Raw genomic sequence first — 20,151 nt, forward strand, 5'->3', positions numbered from 1 at the left:
GGCTATTTATTCCTTGATATTGCAGTTAAAAAAACAACTTTGGATGCTTCTTGGAAAGTGTAAACTTGGTGTTTGCAAAATCGGATACGTGCTTTGTAGAAAGCATTTAGCAGCATTCTGTCTGTCACATGGGGTTTAATTTCCCGAAGAATAGATAAAATTAATTCCCCTGTCAAATCCTGACAATTAGAGTAGTTATCTTGAAAGCGATTAAATGTTTTTAGTGCTGACTTAGTGATAACTGTTCGTGGGTTTTTTACTTTGAGAATTGCATAGGTTTGGATATTTTTTAAGTTAATAACCAGCCCAGAATTCTCTATCTCCCCCTTAATTTGTCTCCACCGTCTAGGCGACAGTTCACCTGAAATTGCCTCAAATGCTTGTCTGTAATAGTCTTTCTGTTCCTTGGCTTGCATTTTGATTGGTACAGATGAAGTTCATCTCAAAAATATTGTATACTATTGGCAGACAACAAACAACCATATAGCGACAACATACAATAGAATCAACTATTGGGTCAAAATTATGTCGCTATTGATGCAGGTAAAGCGCACTGTTGAAGTGGTCAAAACTTTCCCCGGTCTAGGGGAAAAAATTAAAAAAGCCAGGGAGGGAGATAAACGCTCTCTATCCCAGATATGTAGGGAGTCTGGCATCTCTCGCCCCTATTGGTATCAGCTTGAAAACGAGCAGATTTACTCATCTGTAAGTGAAGAGATGATTCGCAGAATCGAAGCGACCCTCGGCGTTGACCTTGGCGTAAACTTTGAGGATTGAAATATATATGTAGATTTTTTATGAAACCTAAGTTGCAACGCTGCGCCTGCGACAACGAGAAATCAATACTTCCAGAGGTGCGATCGCACCTTTTCACCTCGTTTAGGGTGTCGCCTATGTCAATTTTTATGAAACTTAATTGTCCTGCGACAACTGCGACCCTTATTCTGATTACATTTCAGGCTGTGAAATATATTTGCAAGGTTATTTTTGAGATAAAAATGGGGGGATTTTTGCTAGTTATGCCAAAGTGCGATCGCTTTTATTGGAGTGGTTGCAGAAGGGGTGGGAACTCACAATCGTAAACACCAAGAATTACCTTGCTATATCCTTTCTTTTGCTTCTAGGGTAAAATAACAACATTCTAAAAACAACAGCTATCATTCAGCTATTTTGCCAATTCTCTTTTAGTCCTAAAGCTTACCAAAAACATCCAGTTAACCTACTATCTCTACCTCAAAATCCTATGCTATCATGGTTTAACTAGTGTCCTATGACTGCTAAATAGCTGCTAAGATACCTTAGCAATATAAAAGTAGGTCAGGGAATCTTGCTGTGGCGGCATAGCCAAGTGGTAAGGCAGAGGTCTGCAAAACCTTCACCCCCGGTTCAAATCCGGGTGCCGCCTTTATAGAAATATAAGCATTACAGGGCTTTGAAGCCCTTTTTTAATGGTTGTTGTAGGGCTTGTTTCCAGAGCCTTCCAATAATTTTGGGTAGTTTGGGTAAAGAACTGGGGTAAAACTGGGGTAAAAATGTGAGGTAGACTCACATCTTGCATCAACCGTAGTCACCCGTACAGTTCAAATAACCTAGTGCAAAACTATACAACAAGTAAATATCATCAATCAGGGAGATTAAGTGCTAAATATAACTTAAATAGTGCAATTAATACAGAGAGAAATAGATGCTGGAATGCAGAGACTTTTTGACCTGAGATAGAGAGATGATTGCATCTGAATCTCGAAATATGAGAGAAAAGGCGTGAAATATCGAAATGTTTTAAAGCAAGAAAAATGCTTGCCCACGCCCAAGAATTAGTTTACAACCTCAAAAAGTTGATGCCGACGCAGTACCAAAAAGATAACCTAGAAGCTATGCTGGGGTTATTCTTAGAGGCACAAGGACACCCATTACCTGAACATAGTCAGGCAAAATCCCCCAGCGCAATCAGCCGATTTTTAAATATCAATCCTTGGTCAACAAGGGAAATGATTCGCATAGTTCGCCACCAAGTATTACAAACAGTGGTCAAGTCATTATCGTCATCTGGCAGAGGGCGCAGACCATTTTTACAAGTAATCATTGACCTGACGACTTTAGAAAAACGTGGCAAATTTAAAGATTTTAGTGAGTTAATCAAAGTCTATAACGGTAAGCGTGGTCTCCATTTGGTAGTAGTTTATTTGGTAATCGGAAAATGGCGTATTCCCTGGAATTTCCGTGTTTGGAGAGGTAAGGGTACTCCATCACCAGCTAAACTTGGACTATCTCTAGTGAAACGTTTACCTCAATCTTTAACTCAACACTTTGAAACAATTATTTTAGCGGATACAGCTTTTGGTAGTGTCGAATTCTTGCAGGGTATACGTCAGCTTAAATATCATGCTGTTACAGGTGTAGCGATTAGCCGTAAATTGACCGATGGTAGAGTTTTACGACATTTGCACAAACAGGGTCAACAGGTTCGTTTAGTAGGTTTAAAGTTTCCTGTTACAGTATCTTGGTATTACTTAAAGCGGGATAATGGCAAGTTAGAAAAGCGTTTTGTTCTGTCTACCCGCCCAATTAAAGCTTCTACTCTACGGTGGTGGGGTAAGCGTCGTTGGCAGATTGAAGGTTGGTTTAAAACTGCCAAACATCGCTTTGGTTTACATCGTTTTGGTCAAGGTACTCTTAAGGGTATGTATCGCTGGCTGATTCTTTCTCTGACTGCTTATCTCATCGCTCATTGGAGTTATCTGCATACTCAGCCAGCTTCTTCACCTGATTGGGGACAAGCTGCACAAACTGCTTTAGAATCTATTTTTCCTCAAATAGTTGTGTATTTTCTTTTACTTAATATTAAACGGCTAACTCCTCTTACACGTAGTTGTGGTTTTGACATTCATATTTCTCGGTGCAAGATGTGAGTAGAGGTTTTTACCCCCAGTTAATTATCCTTATGGAATCTCAAAAACCTCAAAGTATTGCCGTCGGGGTTCAGTGCAGATTAAGAACTCTAACGGCAGTCTCCAATTAGTTTTTTCTCATCCGATTATTACGCCCACTGGAAAGCTAAAAACTAAGCGTTTCTCTCTATTCGTGCAACAACGCCTATCGTGAAACAAATCTGGAGTTGATTCGCAAAGATACTCCATCTTCTGATAAATCTAATTTTAGTGGTTGAGGATTATTTTTTAATCGCTCATAGCCATCTATCAATAAAGCGAACCAAAAATATTGATTTATTACCTGCTTTAAAGCATTAATTCTTTGTTGTGTCGGTGGATGGCTGCTAATTTCTGTGTAGTCTGAAGGTAAACGCGAAAACAGGTTCAAGACTCGCAAACTTCCATTTATATCATAACCAGCCTTAACCATATACGTGTAACCAATTTCATCGGCTTGAAATTCATGCTGGCGACTTAATGCTTGCATGGTTCTCTCAAACTCTTGTTTTTTCTGGATAATAATTTGTTGTTTGATGACATCTTTTGTAGCGGGTGATATGGAAGTTTTCGATTTTCTCCGTTCTTGTACAATCCAATTGTTATATTCTGCTTCTGCTTCTTGGAGTAATTTTTCTTGTAAACTAGCTTCTGCTTCTTCTTGCTGTGCAGAATGCCGTTGTGTATGGTGGGCTAATTCATGACTGATAATAAAAGCTAAAGCTGCATCATCACCGTGTATTTGGTCTAACAAGCCTTTATAAATTACGATTTTGTTTAACTCATCTGCGTAGGCATTGATATCATATTCATCAGTGATTTGTAAACGCCAGGGATGATCGTCAAGTCCATTAGCACGAATCACTCTTTCCGCTACACTGTAAACCCATTGTAAGTTAGTCTTTTTAGGTTGTACTCGTGGAAGATAAGTTGAAGGATTTGTAGTAGTTGAAAGTGATGGTAATGGACTTATTGCTTGCGCGAAACCTGGTGTATTGAGGTTTAATAAAACGCTACTGCTAAAACCTAACGTAGTGAAAAAGATGCTGCGAATGTATGAGGATGTCATAATCGTAAACGCCTATTTGCTTTGTTTGAATGCCTTTGATTATGTTTACGCTCAAACAATGGTGTATTTACGCATTTTCCATTTTTATAGTAAGATATTTTTTACTAAAAAAGCGGGCAAGATGCCCGCGCTATAAGTTTGAATGAAAAATATTCAACACAACAATTATATAAATAATTACTTTTGCTACTACAAAATTTTAAAAGCATTAAAAAATCTACTAGCGTCACCAACAGCAGGGTTCTCAACAAAGAGTACATATATGCGTTGATCGGCTAAAAATACTCTAAGTTTGGTAATTTTTTGCCCCTCTTGATATGTATATTCCTTACCAGGATAACGACCTAATGAGATATTGCGAGTTTCCAGTATTTTTTGAGACTTATCTTGAAACTCGCTGACAAATGCAGTCAATAATTCGTTTGGCTCGACTTGGCTAATATCCATCCGATACTGTCCGTACAAAATCCCATATTTACTTTCATCGGTTTCTGCTAGTTGCGCCTCCATAAGTATATATTCATTATCTAATTTCATTGTCATGACACCTGGTTCAACGGGTAAGATACCAAAGAAATTCCAGGTATTAGAGGAAACATTTTTCCATCCAGAAATGGTATTGGCTTGTGCTAATACTAATTGCGATTGGGATTGATTAGTTTGGGTTTTTGATAAGTTAATGGCTTGTGCTTTGGGAAGGCCAGCTACAGTTCCTAACATCAGAATTACCAATGTAAAATTCAATGATTTCATAATTATGTATCTCCTATGAATATTGTCGAGGTATTGTTGAGGTCAGTTATATTGTTTGAACCCCTTCATAGGAAGATACGAATTTATTTACGTGCAATTACGCAGTTGGTAAAATTTTTTTTTGAGGTTGGGTATTGGTAAAAATAAATGTGGCGAATATATTTGACAACTTTGATTATATGTGTAGTAAAAATACGCGATCGCGCTCATCAAATTTGCTGCCACCAGCCGTATTAATCTAATCTATAGTAGTATATTAATGCTACGATCGCAGCAAATCGTCAAAGATACCCAGAATTTTAACGAGCGCAATTTTTGCTATCGCACCTCACAAAACTTTACCCATCGCTTTTTTATTCATTACTTGCTAACCCACAGCAAAATCTGTAAATTGTCTTTTATAAGGTGAATGAAATCCGATAACAATGTCTTGTTTTGGAACTCCCATTAAAACTAGCTCTTCCGCAATATTTATCTCTGTTCCATTCCACTGAATCCAAATTTTTTCATTCTTGATATCTATGTGTATTGAACAACCATATACACGACGTTTATTTTCCCAACCTACATGAACAATTTGATAATGGTCGCGTACAGTATCAAATATTTGTTCTACTTCTACATCACCATAAGAAGGTTTATAACTACCATATTTTGTCAAAATTTGCTGAATGTATTCCCTATATTTTTCTAACTTATCCATCTTACTATCTCCTCAGTTTCAGTATCGTAAATCACTAGCTTTAATTGAAATTATTGAATTTGAAGCTGTATAAATGTCAGCGTAAAAAAATTATTATAAGTTTCTATATCAACAGCTAAATATAGGTGACGCTCTGGTTCTTTCTCTCTCAGAGCAGTACGATAATTAAGAAATTGTCCGAGAGCAACATGAAAATCAGTGATAGCTGATGGATTTAGAAAACTTTTGATTTCAACAGCGATTTTTTCTCCTGACTTTTCTGCTGCAAGTAACTTCTCTGCTCCCAAATCGATACGCATCTGAACTTGACCAAAATCAATATACAGAGGGTCGTTTGTAATATTCCACCCGTCTTTTTCCAAAGCTAATCTCACAATATCGTGAAATTTGTCCTTCGCTGACATAACTTACTTTATTGATCTGGGAGTATTATCATTCTACCCCATAGTTAAGGTGTGCAAAGTACTATTAGCTCTTACCTAACTTATCAAGCGATCGGTCAAAGTTTGAAACTATTTTACCAATTTCGTGGTAAAGTTCCTCATTAGATAACGAACTCACCTATGCACCCAAATATCAATAAAAATTGTATTCGATTGATATTTATTTAGGTTGTTCTACTTATCATCACACAAACGCCTATCTTCTGCGCTGACATCGGGGTTATTATTGAGATAGTCATGCAGATAAAATCCTTACAAACCTGAATTACGTCAGCGAAAATGCTCAGGTTATTAATCCACTGAAATTTTTAGCAAGAGGGAAAAATGAGCGTCATCATATCAGATGATACTTTGTGTGCTAGTGGAATGACAGCAGCCGAATTTAAACAGGAAATTGCTCTATTGCTGTTTGCATCGGGAAAACTTCCCCTTGGATATGCTAGCAAGTTGGCAGAAATGGATAAAATACAGTTTCAACAGTTGCTTCAAGAACGCAAAATTCCTCTGTATTCTTATGAAATAGAAGATTTTGAACTCGATTTGAAAAATTTGCGTGAGTTGGGTAGGTTGTGATTGTTATTAGTGATACTTCACCAATCACTAGTCTTGCTGCTGTTAGTGAATTAGATTTACTCCGACAGTTATATAGTAAAATCCTGATTCCAGAAGCTGTTTATCGGGAACTTACAGGTACATCTACACCTGTTCCTGGTTCTGTAGAGGTACGGAGATTTGATTGGATTGAAGTACGACAGGTAACAAACCCCTCCCTAATCACAGTTTTGTTAGAGCAACAATTGGACGAAGGTGAATGTGAAGCAATAGCTTTAGCAATTGAACTTAATGCAGAATTACTACTTATCGACGAACGGCGAGGAAGAGCGGAAGCTGATAGGTTAGGATTACGAATTACTGGGTTGTTAGGGGTTTTGGTTGAAGCGAAACAAAAAGGATTGATTGTCGCTGTCAAACCTGTGATGGATGGGTTGATTGCAACAGCAGGGTTCAGGGTTGCAGATGCTTTGTATACTCGTATTTTGCACATGGTGGGGGAAGTGAATAACCTCAACGCTTGATATCATTACACAAACGCCTATCTTGTGCATTGAGATCGGGGTTATTTTGCAGGTACTTTCGTATTAAGCTACAACCTCTTACCAGTAAATCATCTAAATCAAAATTCCACAGTTTCACAGTACCGTCATCAGATGCAGAAGCAAGGGTTTTACCATCGGGACTAAACCTGACACTATTAACAGAGTCTCTATGCCCTTTAAGGGTTGTAATTTCCCTATCACTCTCTCTATCCCACAGTTTCACCGTTTTGTCCCAAGATGCGGAAGCAAGAGTTTTGCCATTTGGACTAAAGCTAACGCTATCAACAGAGTTTATATGCCCTCTAAGGATTTTAATAACCCTACCATTATTGATATCCCACAGTTTCACCGTATGGTAGCCAGATGCGAAAGCAAGAGTTTTGCCATCGGGGCTAAAGCTGACGCTGTTAGCAGAGTCTGTATGCCCTTTAAGGGTTTTAATAACCCTACCACTATTAATATCCCAGAGTTTTAATGTTTCGTCCCAAGATGAGGAAGCAAGGGTTTTGCCATCTGGACTAAAGCTAACTTCATTAACAAACCCTTCCAGGGTTTTAATAACCCTACCATTATTGATATCCCACAGGTTAACCGTTTTGTCTTCTGAGGCGGAAGCAAGAGTTTTGCCATCGGGGCTAAAGCTAACGCTGTCAACACGGCTTGTATGTCTTTTAAGGGTTTTAATTACCTTACCACTGTTGATATCCCATAGTTTCACCGTTTTGTCATAAGATCCAGAAGCAAGGGTTTTGCCATCTGGGCTAAAGCTAACGCTGTTAACATAGAATGTATGCCCTTGAAAGGTTTTAATTACCTTACCACTGTTGATATCCCACAGTTTCACCGTATTGTCCCAAGATGCAGAAGCAAGGGTTTTGCCATCTGGGCTAAAGCTGATGCTCTTAACATATAATGTATGCCCTTTAAAGGTTTTAATATCCTTACCACTATTGATATTCCACAGTTTTAATGTTTCGTCATAAGATGCGGAAGCAAGGGTTTTGCCATCTGGGCTAAAATTGACGCTTAAAACTAAGCCTGTATGTCCTTTAAGAGTTTTAATGTTCTTACCACTATTGATATCCCACAGTTTCAATGTTTTGTCACCAGATGCGGCAAGGGTTTTGCCATCTGGACTAAAGTTAACGTTGCTAACAAAGTCTGTATACCCTTGAAGGGTTTTAATGACCTGACCACTGTTGATATTCCATAGTTTCACCGTTCTGTCATCAGATGCAGAAGCAAGAACTTTGCCATCTGGGCTAAAGCTGACGCTATTAACTAAGCCTTGAAGGGTTTTAATGACCTGACCACTGTTGATATCCCACAGTTTCACCGTTCTATCATAAGATGCAGAAGCAAGAGTTTTGCCATCTCGGCTAAAATTGACTTTAATAACACCGCTTGTATGTCCTTTAAGGGTTTTAATAACCTGACCACTGTTGATATCCCACAGTCTCACCGTACCGTCGCCAGATGCAGAAGCAAGAGTTTTTCCATCTGGACTAAAATTGACTTTAATAACACCGCTTGTATTTCCTTTAAGGGTTTTAATAACCTGACCACTGTTGATATCCCACAGTTTCACCGTACCGTCGCCAGATGCAGAAGCAAGAGTTTTTCCATCTGGGCTAAAATTGACTTTAATAACACCGCTTATATGTCCTTTAAGGGTTTTAATAACCTGACCACTGTTGATATCCCACAGTTTCACCGTATTATCTTTTGATGCAGAAGCCAGGGTTTTGCCATTGGGACTAAAACTGACGCTATAAACAGCTTCTGTATGTCCTTTAAGAGTTTCAACTTGAAATTCATCTACTACCTCCCGCAATGTCGATATAGCTTGCATCTGAGTTTTCCCTGCTATCCAAGGTTTCCAGATGCTTCCTTTGAGGATTTTTCCAGCTTTGATTACTTCTGTTAACGCTGCTTCCTGGTCATTTTCAGCAAAATATATTTTTGTACTACTACTTAATCTACCAATTTCCGCATCAGTCCTACGAATTTCACTCACCGCAGCAAATCCCGAAATCACCAGCAAAGCACAAACCAACCCAGCAATAACATTCCGTCGCAACCTCTCCCTCTGCTTCCTCTCCCTCTCCCGCAACGCCACACTCTTCTCAATAAACCGTCGCTGCGCCTTACTAACTTCCCTACCTCGCTGCTTTAACCAATCCTCAGCCACAACCAAAGTAGTACTCCGCAACAAAGCGCCATCATCCTTATTACTATCCACCCATTGCTGCAACGCCACTATCAACCCTTGTTGCCAAATGCGAAACTTGCGGTTCTCCTGCATCCATCCCCGCAACCGTTCCCAATGACGAATCAACGCCTCATGGACGACTTCCACCGTTTCCTCATTGGTAGACTCATTGCGGTTCGTCACCACCAACCGCTTATCCGCCAAGTGCGTCACTAAATCCCAATTATCTCCCCCCACTTCCTCACTCGTCGCCAACCTCCGAGTATCTTCCGTTCCTTCCCCCGGTTGCACCAACTGAATAAACACCCGTTGCGCTTTTTCTCGTTCCGACTCACTCAAGTCTGCATAAACCGCTTCAGCGTAATTCGCCAGCGCTTTCTCCACACCGCCAATATTTTTATACGCCTGATGCGTCAACCTTCCAGAATGCTGCTGCTTCCACAACTGAGTCAGGGTAAACTCCAGCAACGGCAAACGCCCATCACCATCTTGGATATCATTAATTATGGTGTTGCTTAAACCCCGCTCAAACTCAAAGCCCAATTGAGTTGCAGGACGTGTAATGGCTGACTCCAACTCCTGACGACTCATCCGCACAACAGGTTCTAGTTGATACTCCTGCAACGCCCTGCCAAAAGGTTCGTAATCATCAAGCGCCCTACTTAAAAAATCTGCCCGCAAGGTTAGCACCAGTGTAAAAAACGGTGCATTTTTTACCGCTTGCAGCAAACTATTTAAGAAAGTTTTGCGTGATTCAGATTCCGTACAAAGGGTATAAATTTCTTCAAATTGGTCTGCTATCAACAGCACTCGCGTCACCTCTTCACCAAGGCGATCGCCATCAGTTAAGTCTGCGATCAAATTTTGCAGCGTGGAGCGATCGCGCTTCAAATTCACATCAAGTTCCAATTCTCCCAAACGTCGCTTATCTTCCGGTAAATTTAACGCCGAAACTAACGCCACAGCCAAAGATTCAAAAGGATTTTTCCCCGGACGAAACGCTATAATCACCCAATTATTCACAGTATCCCGACGCAGTTGCGGAATTAACCCAGCAAACACCAGCGATGATTTCCCGCTTCCCGAAGCACCAATCACAGCAACCAAAGGTCTATTATTAACAGCAGCAACTAATCCAGAAGTCGCCTTATCTCTACCAAAAAAATACTCTGCCTTTTCTTCCGTAAATTTCTCTAAACCTTGGTAAGGACAGAAAGAAATTATCCCTAAACTTTGCCAAGTTGGTGGAGTTTCTGTTTGATTTTGGACAATTACAGGAAGCCAACTTGCACAAGGAAATTCTGTCTCAAGTTTTTGTAACTCCAACCGCGCATTTCTCACAGAAATATATAGAGATTTCCCACTAGTAAATTGTTGTAGGAAATAGTTTAAAAACTCCTGCGCTACTTTATCAGGTACTGGTTCCCGCATGACGATCACTTGGGGGATATTCAATTGTTCTAATTCGTAAGCAATCCCTAAACCATCACAAGAATTAAAAAACGCTATTTGCAATCGTCTGTGAATTGCTACTTGCAAAGCATCTCGCAATTCTGCCATCGTCAAACTATCGCTGTCATTTAAATAAATCCTTCCCTGCATTCCTTGAGTTTGGGAATGTCCAGAGAAAAACAATATATCCCACCCCAGATTATCTTGCAAGTAATGATTTAATTGCTTACGAGATGGTTGTTGTAATAAAATAATTTCGGCATCATTGCCACAGAAACTTTGCAAATATTGTTTATCTTGGTGTATATTAATTTCGGTGCGATCGCCTAAAATAATTAAAATTCTAATCTTTTCTCTGTAAGGTCTTTCCCCACGTTCAGCATTCGGCGAACTTAAAGCCACTTCTACCAATGGTAACTCAGTTAAAACATCCCACAAATGCCAGGGAAGCTGACGTAATTCATGGCAAGAAGTTGTAATAATTATTCTAATTTCATCTTGGGGATTTAGTTCTTTAAGAGAATTAACAATATAAGTAAAAGATGGTGCATTCAGCCATTGATTAAAACTAGCAACTAAGTTGATAGATTCTCTTGTACATTCTTGCTTTAAAAACTCCAGATCAACCCGACGACTCCCCCTAGATTTAATCCTAAATTGACTATCTAGACTGCAATATATTTCGTGTCAGTTATTTAATATTTGAAGAATACTAATATTTTCTGGTAAATTAGTTGTGGTGGTTAGATAAGCGCGTTGTTTTTCATTTGCTATTTCTAAATTAACTTGAAATCCTAATTCAAAATTGCCATCAAATTTAAGAATAACTAGCTTTTTCATAGGTGATGCAATCTAATTTATGGAATTATTAAAAATATATGTAAGGTGTGTTAAGACGAATGTCCGTAACGCACCAAAAAGACATATTTAGGCGCGTTAATAACGCACCCTACAAAATCATACAACAAAATCCTGAGTCACTTTCGACTCATCTAAAATTATCTCAACACAAAATTCCTCATTTAACTCTGCACTTAATTTAATATCCACCCAATTATCATGCTGTCGAGAAATAACGGAATCTACTTCTTGACCATCTTCATCACTAATAACTAATTTTAATCCTGGAGGTAAAGAAACACTTTTTTCTGGGTCGGGTTGAACTTGTACGATAATATCAATTTCGCCCTGATTTTGATGTTTCTCATCTGCTATCTCTTTATTTTTAGGATTTAACTTGACAATCAAAACCACAGATTCGCCATTTAAGTGCAAACCGATATCAATTTTTTTGCACTTTGTCACGCTAAAATTTCTAGCGAATCTAAAACTCAGTTCTCGTGGGTTAAAGATTTCTTCCAGGTTTAACCAACCTTCTGTAAATACTCCTTTCATCCATTCTCGAATATTGACTTTTGCAGTTGCTTCTTTTGCTGTTAAATAATCGAGCAAATCATCAACAGGTTGTAATTGACTTAAATGTATCTTTGCTAGTTGTTGAGTAGTGAAGCCTAAAATCTTTGCTGACCTCAAAGCATGGTTAAACTGCACTGCGACATAAGCAGTTCTATCTGTTCTTACTTCGGTGGGAATTTCCAAATATTCCGCATCTGGTAACACCGGACGACATTCGATTTTGCCAATGTTTTTTATTTCCAAATCAGCCAAATCAATTAAACCTAACATCCACAAATTACTATTATCTGCATTTGCCCAATTAGTTTCAAAACCCATGCAATCAAGATAATAATTGACCGCATACACAGCTAAAGTATTGAGATAGATTTTTTTACCATCCTCAGTATTTGATATTCTTTGTCTTCGTTGATTCGCCTTTTCATGAGCTTCTAGACTCAGAGGAATAGTGAAAGATGTTTGTTCATGGTTAGCGTTCATAATTGTCCTTAATATGTTTGTGCAAGAGTGAATAATTGAAAATTAATGTTCGGTTTAATGTCCGTCTTACTGTAAATATCTACGAAAATAATCAATGATTTTACGCTTTTTAATGTTGCGTTGATATAGTTCAGATAGCCTTGATATCGGATGACCTAATTTTTGAAATATATCTTCCCATTTTTCATCATCTAATCTCATCAATATCACTTTCTGTAAATTGGCATTTTCATCTTTACCAATAGAAATAGTTTTTAAAATTCCTTCTGGGTCATTTTCGATGAAATTTTTGGTTGTTGATATTTCTAACTCATCCTTCGTCTCTGAGATAAATTTCTCGTTCATTTCACGTTGAACCCTCGATAATTCTTTGCTTATAGGTTTATCATCATCACTGTTACAACTATCTAAATCATCAAGGGAGAATATTTGCGCTCGCCTTCTATATTGCCTCCGAACATCGTGAAATCGCCAATTAAATATTTGATTTACCCAAGCCATGACTGGATGTTCTGGATGATAACTATCGATTCTGCTGCAAATTTCCAAATAGGTATTTGCTTCTGCTTCGCTATAAATATCTGGAAAATGAGTTAATTTTTCCCGCCATTCTACAAACTTGTTTAATTTTCCCGAACTTTGAATTTTAACAATCAATTTATTAAGAATTTTCCTTCGTTCTGCACTTTTTTGGGGATGGTTTTGTGCTGCGTAGACTAGCTGACGCAACTGTAAATCTAAATTATCCATCGAAATCTCCTGCTGCACCTCGAAGGTTTGGTTATTTGTTGTCATCATAGATACATAGAGTACTGTAGGGTAAATAATTGTTTGAGCTTTGGAAAATTTGCACCTTCGACGGGAACAACGCAACACCGCGCGGTAAAATATCCCAGGTATCGAGCTTTTAGCGGGAATATATTCGACTTTTATCGATGCATGATAATTCCTCCCCTATCTCTTTAAACCCTTCTACGAACAAGGTGGGGAGTTTTTACGCAGGTTTTGAAAAAATATTTGGAAATTAGTTCTGTATTATAATGTTACACACAAAGGAGCGATCGCGAGGTGTGCCGTAGGTATCGCTTGCACATCTTTAGACGTTACTGCCAAACTAACCCCTAAGTTAAAATGGGAGTTAAAGCGAATATTGTGTATTATCTACCTTTAACCAGCCTAATTTTTAGTGTAATGAACTCCTATGGCAAAAGATAGATTTCATAATATTGTCAGAAATGCTTTAGAAAAAGATGGCTGGAAGATTACGGCTGATCCTTATGAAATCAATGTGGATGATGTAGATTTTGAGATTGATTTAGCCGCCGAGGAACTTTTAGGAGCAGAGCGAGAAGGACAAAAAATAGCGGTAGAAATTAAAAGTTTTATTAGTCCATCGAATGTTTCAGAATTTCATACAGCTTTGGGACAGTTTTTAAACTATCGGGACGCATTAGATAAAATTGAACCAGAACGCCGACTTTATTTAGCTGTTCGCGTCCCGATTTACGAAACTTTTTTTCAACGTAAATTTATTGCATCGGCGGTTGAAAAGTATCAATTACGATTGATGATTTACGATGTAGAAGAGGAGGTTATTAGTCAATGGCTGTAGAACAATATCGACAATATATTAAACACCTTCTTTCTGATCGACAAAAACAAGCTTCGATGTCACGCAATTACGAAGAGTATGAAGTGCAAACAATTTTTGACGAACAGCAAGACCACTATCAATTACTTTATGTCGGTTGGCGGGGAAATAAACGGGATTTTGGCTGTATTTTACATCTCGATATTAAAAATGGGAAAATTTGGATTCAACACGATGGTACTGAAATTGGAATTGCCAATCAATTAGTTGAGATGGGAGTACCCAAACAAGATATTATTTTAGCATTTCACGAACCTTATGTGCGTCAGTTTACTGAGTTTGGAACATGATAAATATTATAAATCGCGATCGTTTATCTGTAGTTGCATTTGATTCCTTAATGTTTATTTTTTGGACTGACATTGGGGTTAGTTTTGATATAGTCGTGTAGGTGATTGTAGTTACCCATACCTCCTCATCAGCCACTAATTGTGCTGCGATCATATTTTGTAGTAGGTGCTCGCAATTTCAAACCCTTAAAATATAGGGGTAGTATTGAGTCTGCTATCTCATCTCAATGTTAGGTTAGCAGTGATTTAAATTTTGCAGCATTCACGCACCAGCATCATAGATACTCCTTTGTCTAGAGTAGTTCTCATAAATATGTTGATAAACTTGCTGACATTTCTGTTCATACAATTCAGCAGAATAACTCATGGAGTATCGATTTACTCCATTTTTAACTCAAAAGTTCGGCGTTGGGGATGGAGGAGGTGATTTTCTTATACACAGTTGCAAAGCTTCAACCCAATCTACACAGATCGATCGCAATGCGACAAAGTTTGAAGTACTCCAAAACGACTTTTAGGTACCTCAAAACGACTTTTAGGTACCTCAAAACGACTTTTAGGTACCTCAAAACGACTTTTAAGTACCTCAACATGATTTCTATGTATCTGTTGCTTATGCCAAATTGCCTTTGATTGCCATTTTTAACGCAATATTGAAAGCGATCGCTCAGACATAGAGATCAAAAGATTTGCGATCGCACTTGAATTACACTAGGTGCATCAGCTTGAGTGATTGCCAGCAGTGTATCAAAATCTAAGTGATGGGTGAAAACAATGTAGTCGTTTGTCAGTCCATGATTTCTGGGTCAAATGTGATTCGTTTTAGTGGTTTTATGTGTAGGTTATAAGTTTTATTTTTAATTATTCCCCTTGTCTATTTATGCTGCTATGTCTTTTGTGGTGATTTCTAGCTGTTCTACATCGATTTCTCCTGAGATGAGTTTGGGGAGGAGTAAATCGTGGGTTTGGCGGAGGTTAATATTTTTCTGAATAAGATTTAGAACTAAATCAAACATTGAAGACATCAAAGTACCAAATGCATTAATTAATAACCCAAGTTGCTAGTTATGCGGGAGTGCGATCGCTTATTCCCGGTATGATGGCTCTAGATGTTGTCACCCGTGCATTATTCAAGCTGTCGCTATGATTGCAGCTATAATATCATGTCCGGTTAAAGACTTATCATTAAGACCGCAGGGGGCAGGGAGCAGGGGGCAGGGGGAAAGAGGTTTTCCTGGTTTTTGCACAGATGCGGGAATCATAACTAATTAGGCGGACATGATATAACACCCACTCGCAGACATCTACAGTGTATACACAAATCAAATTACCCCCTCTTAATCCCTCCGATGTTTTCGGGGGAAACCAGAAAATCAAGTTCTCTCCCCTTTATAAGGTGTACACACAAGTGTTGATGCAGTGTATCTATCCCGCCTCGAAATAAATTCCGAGTCTCATAACGAAAGGCTTCTTTTAGAGGACTAAACTAAATTTATTGTTTAGTCCTCTTTTAGAGGACTTTAGCTATCAGCCCGGAACTTTAGTTCTGGGCGGGATATTGCACCTTTACTTACTGCATCTCAACACTCACCGAAAGAGCTACTTTTTCCCGAAACTGCAAACGTCTCCAGTTCCTCTGCACTCTTTTGATCCTATATTCGCCTCACTTTAATAGTTTTTTGCCTGCTCATCCAAAAAACACCATAACCACTGTTCTCCTAACTCAGCCGAGCTAATTACTGAATGTCCAGTTTCTTCATAATGCCGTCGCGCATGTTGATGAAGAGAAGAATCACAGCACAGCATCTTACCGCAACTTTGACAAATACGGAGATGCACCCAGCGACTATTTATTTTGATACACTCTTCACAACGAAATACTGGGTAGTTTGCTTTAGAAATCAGAGTCTCCGCAGTCAGATTATCTAAATGCTCGCAGCTCATAGAGGTTTGAATGAGAGGTTAATCAGAGTATATATTAGTGCAGCGAAACACAGCTAATTTTGTCAGTTAAGTAATAAACCTGACAATCTGCGACATCAGCAGCCAAGATTCGGTCATGCGCTTTGTAGTCGCAGTAGTAATCAGTCGCTTCGAGTATATTAACAAAAATTAGTATTGTACAAATGGTCGAAAAAAGAAAAAATTTGTCAGAGTAGAAGCAAGGCTTTTGATATTTTGTCTGTAAATTAAATGACTCAAATATTTAAAGAAACCACCAAAAAAGACAATTATACCCGTGTTGCTCAACTTACAGATGTTCAGGCAGCAGGCAGTTTGTTAATCCGCAAAGAAAAGCATACTATCGTCTTGTTTTACTCAGACAATAAAGTTTATGCAATTGATAACCGTTGTCCCCACATGGGTTTTCCCCTACAAGGTAGCACTTGCAAAGATGGTATTGTTACCTGCCCTTGGCATTATGCCCGTTTCGATCTAGCTAGTGGTGGAACCTTCGACTCTTGGGCAGATGATGTGCCGGCGTTTCCTGTAGAAATCCGTGATGGTGAAGTTTGGGTAAATTTAGCACCGCCAGTTAATCCTGATGCCCACCACCGCCAACGCCTTGAAGATGGTTTAGAGCAAAGTATTTCCTTGGTGATTGCCAAATCAACGATCGCACTGTTAGATATAGGAGTAAATCCGGCTGAACCATTTCAAATCGGGCTACAATTTGGCACTCGTTACAACAAAACAGGTTGGAGTGCAGGTTTAACTATTCATACCTGCACGATCAATCTCTTACCTTATCTGGATGAGGAAGACAAACCTCGTGCTTTATTTCACGGACTTTCGGCAGTCGCTAATGATAGTGCAGGCGCGCCGCCTCTGTTTGTCGTTCAGCCATTGCCTAACTCTACAGTTGATTTTCCAACTCTTAAAAGCTGGTTTTGCCAGTTTATTGAGGTACGGGATGCTGAAGCCGCACAAAGATGTCTGGTATCTGCGATTCGCTCAGGGGCTAATTTAGAGCAAGTTGCGGATATGCTGTTTTCATCGGCTACAGATCATCGTTATCTCGACATTGGGCATACCCTTGATTTTATTAACAAAGCACTGGAAGCACTTGATGTTGTTGGTTGGCAAGCAGCAGAATCTGTTCTACCTAGCTTAGTTTCGGGTTTAGCTAGTGCATCCCGGATGGAAGAATCTAATTCCTGGCGCTACCCTATAGATTTGGTAGCAATATTAGAGTCAGCTTTTGAGCAATTACCCACTGTTTTAAATGCGGGAAAATCTCAACGAGGAACTTGGGCAAACTCGGAGCAATTAATACCAATCTTATTAGGTGAAGACCCACAAGCGATCGCCGACTCGCTACTGAATGCCCTACAAGCTGGTTGTACGGAAGAACAATTAGCAAGTGTAGTTACTTATACGGCAGCATTGCGTGTAGCTCGTTTTAATACTAACAATGACTTTGGAGATTGGAATTCCGCACATCATCCATTCACTTTTGCGAACGCTGTGCATCAAGGCTTACGACGAGTGCCAACAGTGGAACTACTTAGAGGTGTATTTGATGCGGCAATGAGTGTTTATTTGAATCGTTTTTTGAATGTACCACCAGCACGACTTCCAGAACCCAAAGACTCCGTTCCAAATCCCGAAGAATTACTCCAGCAGCTACCCGATTTATTAAATCGTCAACAGCAAGTTAACCAGACAGGTCAATTAGTGGCTAATTATTTATATAGTGGCGGCAAACCTAAAAGACTGATGGCGATGCTAGGGAAAATGATGCTCAGAGAAAACCGTGATTTTCATGTTATTCAAGAAATAGAAGCCGCTTTTCGTCAGTATTCCCTATTAGGTGACACTCCTGCTGGGGTTCATGTATTAATTGCTGCTGCTCGGTATTTAGCAGCCCATTCTCCCACAATGCGATCGCAAGCACAAACCTATCAAATCGCTTATCGTTTACATAAAGGCGATCGTTTATTTGAGGAATGATGAGTAAAAAATCTCGAAAACCATTGATTGGGATTACAACTTACGGTCGCCTTGCAGCATTACCATTTTCTCTGCCAAGCGAATATATAGATGCAGTCCGTAAAGCAGGTGGCATTCCCATATTATTACCACCAGGAGAAATTGAACCTGAAATACTTTTAGATTCTTTGGATGGTTTAATCATCTCTGGTGGTGGAGATATTCATCCTGCTTGCTACAATGGTTTTGCTCATCCGACTATTTATTCTGTCGATCGCGAACGCGATGCTTTTGAATTGCAGCTTGGCAAGTTAGCTCTTGAACGTCATCTGCCGATATTAGGTATTTGTCGGGGTTTACAAATTCTTATCGTTGCTAGTGGAGGTACTCTAATTCCTCACATTCCAGATGTTTACGGTACATCTGCATTACATCGTCTAGAGCCGGAACCGGGACGACGTTTACATACAGAACATCTTGTCAGGATAGATGGAGAGAGCCTTTTAGCTGAATGTTTACAAAATTCTCGCATATCTGTAGTTTCTTGGCATCATCAAGCAGTAGATAAAGTACCCCCTGGTTGGCGGGTTGTTGCTCATGCCTGGGATGATGGAGTCATTGAAGCTGTGGAGCACGAACATCATCCTTGGGCAATTGGTGTACAATGGCATCCTGAGCTTTCAATTCTCGATCCCAGTAATCAAAGACTTTTTCTAGCTCTCGTTCAGGCTGCACATTGCCACTAAGATATTCAAAACCAATACCTTTTCCTTTTCCCTTTCCCCTTTCCTCTTTCCCCTTTAACCGAACCGTATTGAGTGTTGACTGGTTCCCAGCCTCCAGGCTGGGAACTCATTCTGGGAGGCTCCGCCTCCATAGCTTGACAAGAGGTAGAACCTCTTTGAATACATTCCCAGCCTGGAGGCTGGGAACGAGTCTAAACAAGCTTTTGGGCTTTTCTTAGTGCCATTCAATTCTCGATCCCAGTAATCAAAGACTTTTTCTAGCTCTCGTTCAGGCTGCACATATAAGACACGAATGCCATTAAGATATTCAAAACCAATACCTTTCCCCTTTAACCGAACCGTATTGAGTGTTGTTCTTCCTCAGTTGATACTTTTCGGTTGATACTTTCAACCAACACCGTCAAGAATTAAATCTCTACTGGCTCCTGATCGAATTTTCGCATCAATTCTACAAGAGCATCTCGGTCTTGAGTCTGTCCTTCCTTGAGCAGTTCGGCTAACCCTTCAAAATACTTTTCGCGTTCTCCTGCTGGACAAAACATGATTAATAATTTTGCAGGCACAGTTCCTCGATTAGCGAATGTATGAGGCGTATTACGTGGAACTAATACAAATGCCCCTGGTTGCCCCTGCACTATCTGATTACCAACTTGAATTTCTACTTCTCCTTCTAATACATAAAACATTTCTTCCATTTGCCGATGAATATGCAGTACCGGGGCAGTTCCACCTGGTTGTATTAAGTTTTCAAACAATCCCAAATGACCATGAGTATCTGCACCAACTACTTTAAATGTTATTTCGCTATTACCAGTAGTTAGATGATTACCTTCTCCTGGCATTAACACAATTTCTTTAACTGGTAAACTCATCAATACTCCTACTTATAAAAAGGTTATTTTTAAATCTCTAATTTCAAGGCTTAAGCGTTTCTTCAATCGATCGCTACTAGATTATATTTCTATTCTGTTGTACATTA

General features: G+C 39.2%; 18 protein-coding genes, 1 tRNA gene and 2 pseudogenes. 9 read left to right on the forward strand and 12 right to left on the reverse strand.

The genetic code is table 11. The features are described from left to right. Positions 1-2: 2 nt before the first annotated feature. Positions 3-416, reverse strand: coding sequence for a hypothetical protein (locus NSTC731_RS12975; RefSeq protein ID WP_445631164.1), 414 nt, complete (start codon positions 414-416; stop codon positions 3-5). Position 417: 1 nt separating this feature from the next. Here NSTC731_RS12975 and NSTC731_RS12980 point away from each other — a divergent pair, with 1 nt between their 5' ends. The 3 genes and pseudogenes from NSTC731_RS12980 to NSTC731_RS12990 form a co-directional block, all read left to right on the forward strand. After that, positions 418-777 (forward strand): helix-turn-helix domain-containing protein, encoded by a 360-nt coding sequence (locus tag NSTC731_RS12980; protein ID WP_445631165.1) that lies wholly within the window; start codon positions 418-420, stop codon positions 775-777. Between the two features lie 557 nt (positions 778-1,334). Continuing rightward, positions 1,335-1,405 (forward strand) — tRNA-Cys (locus NSTC731_RS12985). A gap of 388 nt (positions 1,406-1,793) precedes the next feature. Then, positions 1,794-2,864 (forward strand): annotated as a pseudogene (locus tag NSTC731_RS12990) (transposase); the annotation flags it as partial. Between the two features lie 229 nt (positions 2,865-3,093). Here NSTC731_RS12990 and NSTC731_RS12995 read toward each other — a convergent pair. From NSTC731_RS12995 to NSTC731_RS13010, 4 genes and pseudogenes are all read right to left on the reverse strand, one after another. After that, positions 3,094-3,996, reverse strand: coding sequence for a M48 family metallopeptidase (locus tag NSTC731_RS12995; RefSeq protein ID WP_445631166.1), 903 nt, complete (start codon positions 3,994-3,996; stop codon positions 3,094-3,096). Positions 3,997-4,185: 189 nt separating this feature from the next. After that, complete coding sequence (locus NSTC731_RS13000) at positions 4,186-4,749, reverse strand: hypothetical protein (RefSeq protein WP_445631167.1); 564 nt, start codon at positions 4,747-4,749, stop codon at positions 4,186-4,188. Between the two features lie 367 nt (positions 4,750-5,116). Beyond that, positions 5,117-5,452: a XisI protein gene (locus NSTC731_RS13005; RefSeq protein ID WP_445631168.1), complete on the reverse strand. Its 336-nt coding sequence runs from the start codon at positions 5,450-5,452 to the stop codon at positions 5,117-5,119. Continuing rightward, positions 5,440-5,856 (reverse strand): annotated as a pseudogene (locus tag NSTC731_RS13010) (XisH family protein). The gene NSTC731_RS13005 and the pseudogene NSTC731_RS13010 overlap by 13 nt, the downstream one beginning before the upstream one ends. Before the next feature lie 363 nt (positions 5,857-6,219). On the opposite strand from NSTC731_RS13010, the gene NSTC731_RS13015 reads away from it, so the two are divergent. Next, the gene (locus tag NSTC731_RS13015) at positions 6,220-6,468 is read left to right on the forward strand and encodes a UPF0175 family protein (protein WP_445631169.1); all 249 of its coding nucleotides are present in this window, start codon (positions 6,220-6,222) and stop codon (positions 6,466-6,468) included. Beyond that, on the forward strand, positions 6,465-6,971 hold the full coding sequence (locus NSTC731_RS13020) for a DUF3368 domain-containing protein (RefSeq protein ID WP_445631170.1): 507 nt from the start codon (positions 6,465-6,467) through the stop codon (positions 6,969-6,971). The genes NSTC731_RS13015 and NSTC731_RS13020 overlap by 4 nt, the downstream gene beginning before the upstream one ends. Here NSTC731_RS13020 and NSTC731_RS13025 read toward each other — a convergent pair. From NSTC731_RS13025 to NSTC731_RS13040, 4 genes are all read right to left on the reverse strand, one after another. Next, positions 6,961-11,058 (reverse strand): nSTAND1 domain-containing NTPase, encoded by a 4,098-nt coding sequence (locus NSTC731_RS13025; RefSeq protein ID WP_445631171.1) that lies wholly within the window; start codon positions 11,056-11,058, stop codon positions 6,961-6,963. The two genes, NSTC731_RS13020 and NSTC731_RS13025, sit on opposite strands and share 11 nt — an antisense overlap. Positions 11,059-11,343: 285 nt before the next feature. Further along, positions 11,344-11,496, reverse strand: coding sequence for a hypothetical protein (locus NSTC731_RS13030; protein ID WP_445631172.1), 153 nt, complete (start codon positions 11,494-11,496; stop codon positions 11,344-11,346). Between the two features lie 117 nt (positions 11,497-11,613). Next, positions 11,614-12,552, reverse strand: coding sequence for a DUF1822 family protein (locus tag NSTC731_RS13035; RefSeq protein WP_445631173.1), 939 nt, complete (start codon positions 12,550-12,552; stop codon positions 11,614-11,616). A 66-nt stretch (positions 12,553-12,618) separates the two neighbouring features. Then, entirely contained in the window at positions 12,619-13,350 is a 732-nt protein-coding gene (locus NSTC731_RS13040) for a hypothetical protein (protein ID WP_445631174.1), read from the reverse strand. A gap of 403 nt (positions 13,351-13,753) precedes the next feature. Here NSTC731_RS13040 and NSTC731_RS13045 point away from each other — a divergent pair, with 403 nt between their 5' ends. Next, the gene (locus NSTC731_RS13045; protein ID WP_375476922.1) at positions 13,754-14,164 is read left to right on the forward strand and encodes a XisH family protein; all 411 of its coding nucleotides are present in this window, start codon (positions 13,754-13,756) and stop codon (positions 14,162-14,164) included. Next, positions 14,155-14,493 carry a XisI protein gene (locus NSTC731_RS13050; protein WP_445631175.1) on the forward strand — a complete coding sequence of 113 codons (339 nt, stop codon included), beginning with the start codon at positions 14,155-14,157 and terminating at the stop codon, positions 14,491-14,493. Before NSTC731_RS13045 ends, NSTC731_RS13050 begins: the two co-directional genes overlap by 10 nt. 878 nt (positions 14,494-15,371) lie before the next feature. Here the strand turns inward: NSTC731_RS13050 and NSTC731_RS13055 are convergent. Both NSTC731_RS13055 and NSTC731_RS13060 read right to left on the reverse strand, forming a co-directional pair. Continuing rightward, complete coding sequence (locus tag NSTC731_RS13055) at positions 15,372-15,509, reverse strand: hypothetical protein (protein ID WP_445631176.1); 138 nt, start codon at positions 15,507-15,509, stop codon at positions 15,372-15,374. A gap of 652 nt (positions 15,510-16,161) precedes the next feature. Further along, entirely contained in the window at positions 16,162-16,437 is a 276-nt protein-coding gene (locus tag NSTC731_RS13060) for a UBP-type zinc finger domain-containing protein (protein WP_322673005.1), read from the reverse strand. A gap of 249 nt (positions 16,438-16,686) precedes the next feature. Here NSTC731_RS13060 and NSTC731_RS13065 point away from each other — a divergent pair, with 249 nt between their 5' ends. Both NSTC731_RS13065 and NSTC731_RS13070 read left to right on the forward strand, forming a co-directional pair. Then, positions 16,687-18,447, forward strand: coding sequence for a Rieske (2Fe-2S) protein (locus NSTC731_RS13065; RefSeq protein WP_445631177.1), 1,761 nt, complete (start codon positions 16,687-16,689; stop codon positions 18,445-18,447). Then, positions 18,447-19,172 (forward strand): gamma-glutamyl-gamma-aminobutyrate hydrolase family protein, encoded by a 726-nt coding sequence (locus NSTC731_RS13070; RefSeq protein ID WP_445632079.1) that lies wholly within the window; start codon positions 18,447-18,449, stop codon positions 19,170-19,172. Before NSTC731_RS13065 ends, NSTC731_RS13070 begins: the two co-directional genes overlap by 1 nt. Positions 19,173-19,579: 407 nt before the next feature. Here NSTC731_RS13070 and NSTC731_RS13075 read toward each other — a convergent pair whose 3' ends face one another. Then, positions 19,580-20,044: a cupin domain-containing protein gene (locus NSTC731_RS13075; protein WP_445631178.1), complete on the reverse strand. Its 465-nt coding sequence runs from the start codon at positions 20,042-20,044 to the stop codon at positions 19,580-19,582. Positions 20,045-20,151 lie beyond the last annotated feature (107 nt).

It is taken from the genome of Nostoc sp. DSM 114167, from assembly GCF_052692655.1.

Coding starts and splice junctions, on each gene's coding strand:
- NSTC731_RS12975 (WP_445631164.1), bottom strand. CDS start 416: ATGCAAGCCAAGGAACAGAAAGACTATTACAGACAAGCATTTGAGGCA.
- NSTC731_RS12995 (WP_445631166.1), bottom strand. CDS start 3,996: ATGACATCCTCATACATTCGCAGCATCTTTTTCACTACGTTAGGTTTT.
- NSTC731_RS13000 (WP_445631167.1), bottom strand. CDS start 4,749: ATGAAATCATTGAATTTTACATTGGTAATTCTGATGTTAGGAACTGTA.
- NSTC731_RS13005 (WP_445631168.1), bottom strand. CDS start 5,452: ATGGATAAGTTAGAAAAATATAGGGAATACATTCAGCAAATTTTGACA.
- NSTC731_RS13015 (WP_445631169.1), top strand. CDS start 6,220: ATGAGCGTCATCATATCAGATGATACTTTGTGTGCTAGTGGAATGACA.
- NSTC731_RS13030 (WP_445631172.1), bottom strand. CDS start 11,496: ATGAAAAAGCTAGTTATTCTTAAATTTGATGGCAATTTTGAATTAGGA.
- NSTC731_RS13035 (WP_445631173.1), bottom strand. CDS start 12,552: ATGAACGCTAACCATGAACAAACATCTTTCACTATTCCTCTGAGTCTA.
- NSTC731_RS13040 (WP_445631174.1), bottom strand. CDS start 13,350: ATGATGACAACAAATAACCAAACCTTCGAGGTGCAGCAGGAGATTTCG.
- NSTC731_RS13045 (WP_375476922.1), top strand. CDS start 13,754: ATGGCAAAAGATAGATTTCATAATATTGTCAGAAATGCTTTAGAAAAA.
- NSTC731_RS13050 (WP_445631175.1), top strand. CDS start 14,155: ATGGCTGTAGAACAATATCGACAATATATTAAACACCTTCTTTCTGAT.
- NSTC731_RS13055 (WP_445631176.1), bottom strand. CDS start 15,509: ATGTTTGATTTAGTTCTAAATCTTATTCAGAAAAATATTAACCTCCGC.
- NSTC731_RS13060 (WP_322673005.1), bottom strand. CDS start 16,437: ATGAGCTGCGAGCATTTAGATAATCTGACTGCGGAGACTCTGATTTCT.
- NSTC731_RS13065 (WP_445631177.1), top strand. CDS start 16,687: ATGACTCAAATATTTAAAGAAACCACCAAAAAAGACAATTATACCCGT.
- NSTC731_RS13070 (WP_445632079.1), top strand. CDS start 18,447: ATGAGTAAAAAATCTCGAAAACCATTGATTGGGATTACAACTTACGGT.
- NSTC731_RS13075 (WP_445631178.1), bottom strand. CDS start 20,044: ATGAGTTTACCAGTTAAAGAAATTGTGTTAATGCCAGGAGAAGGTAAT.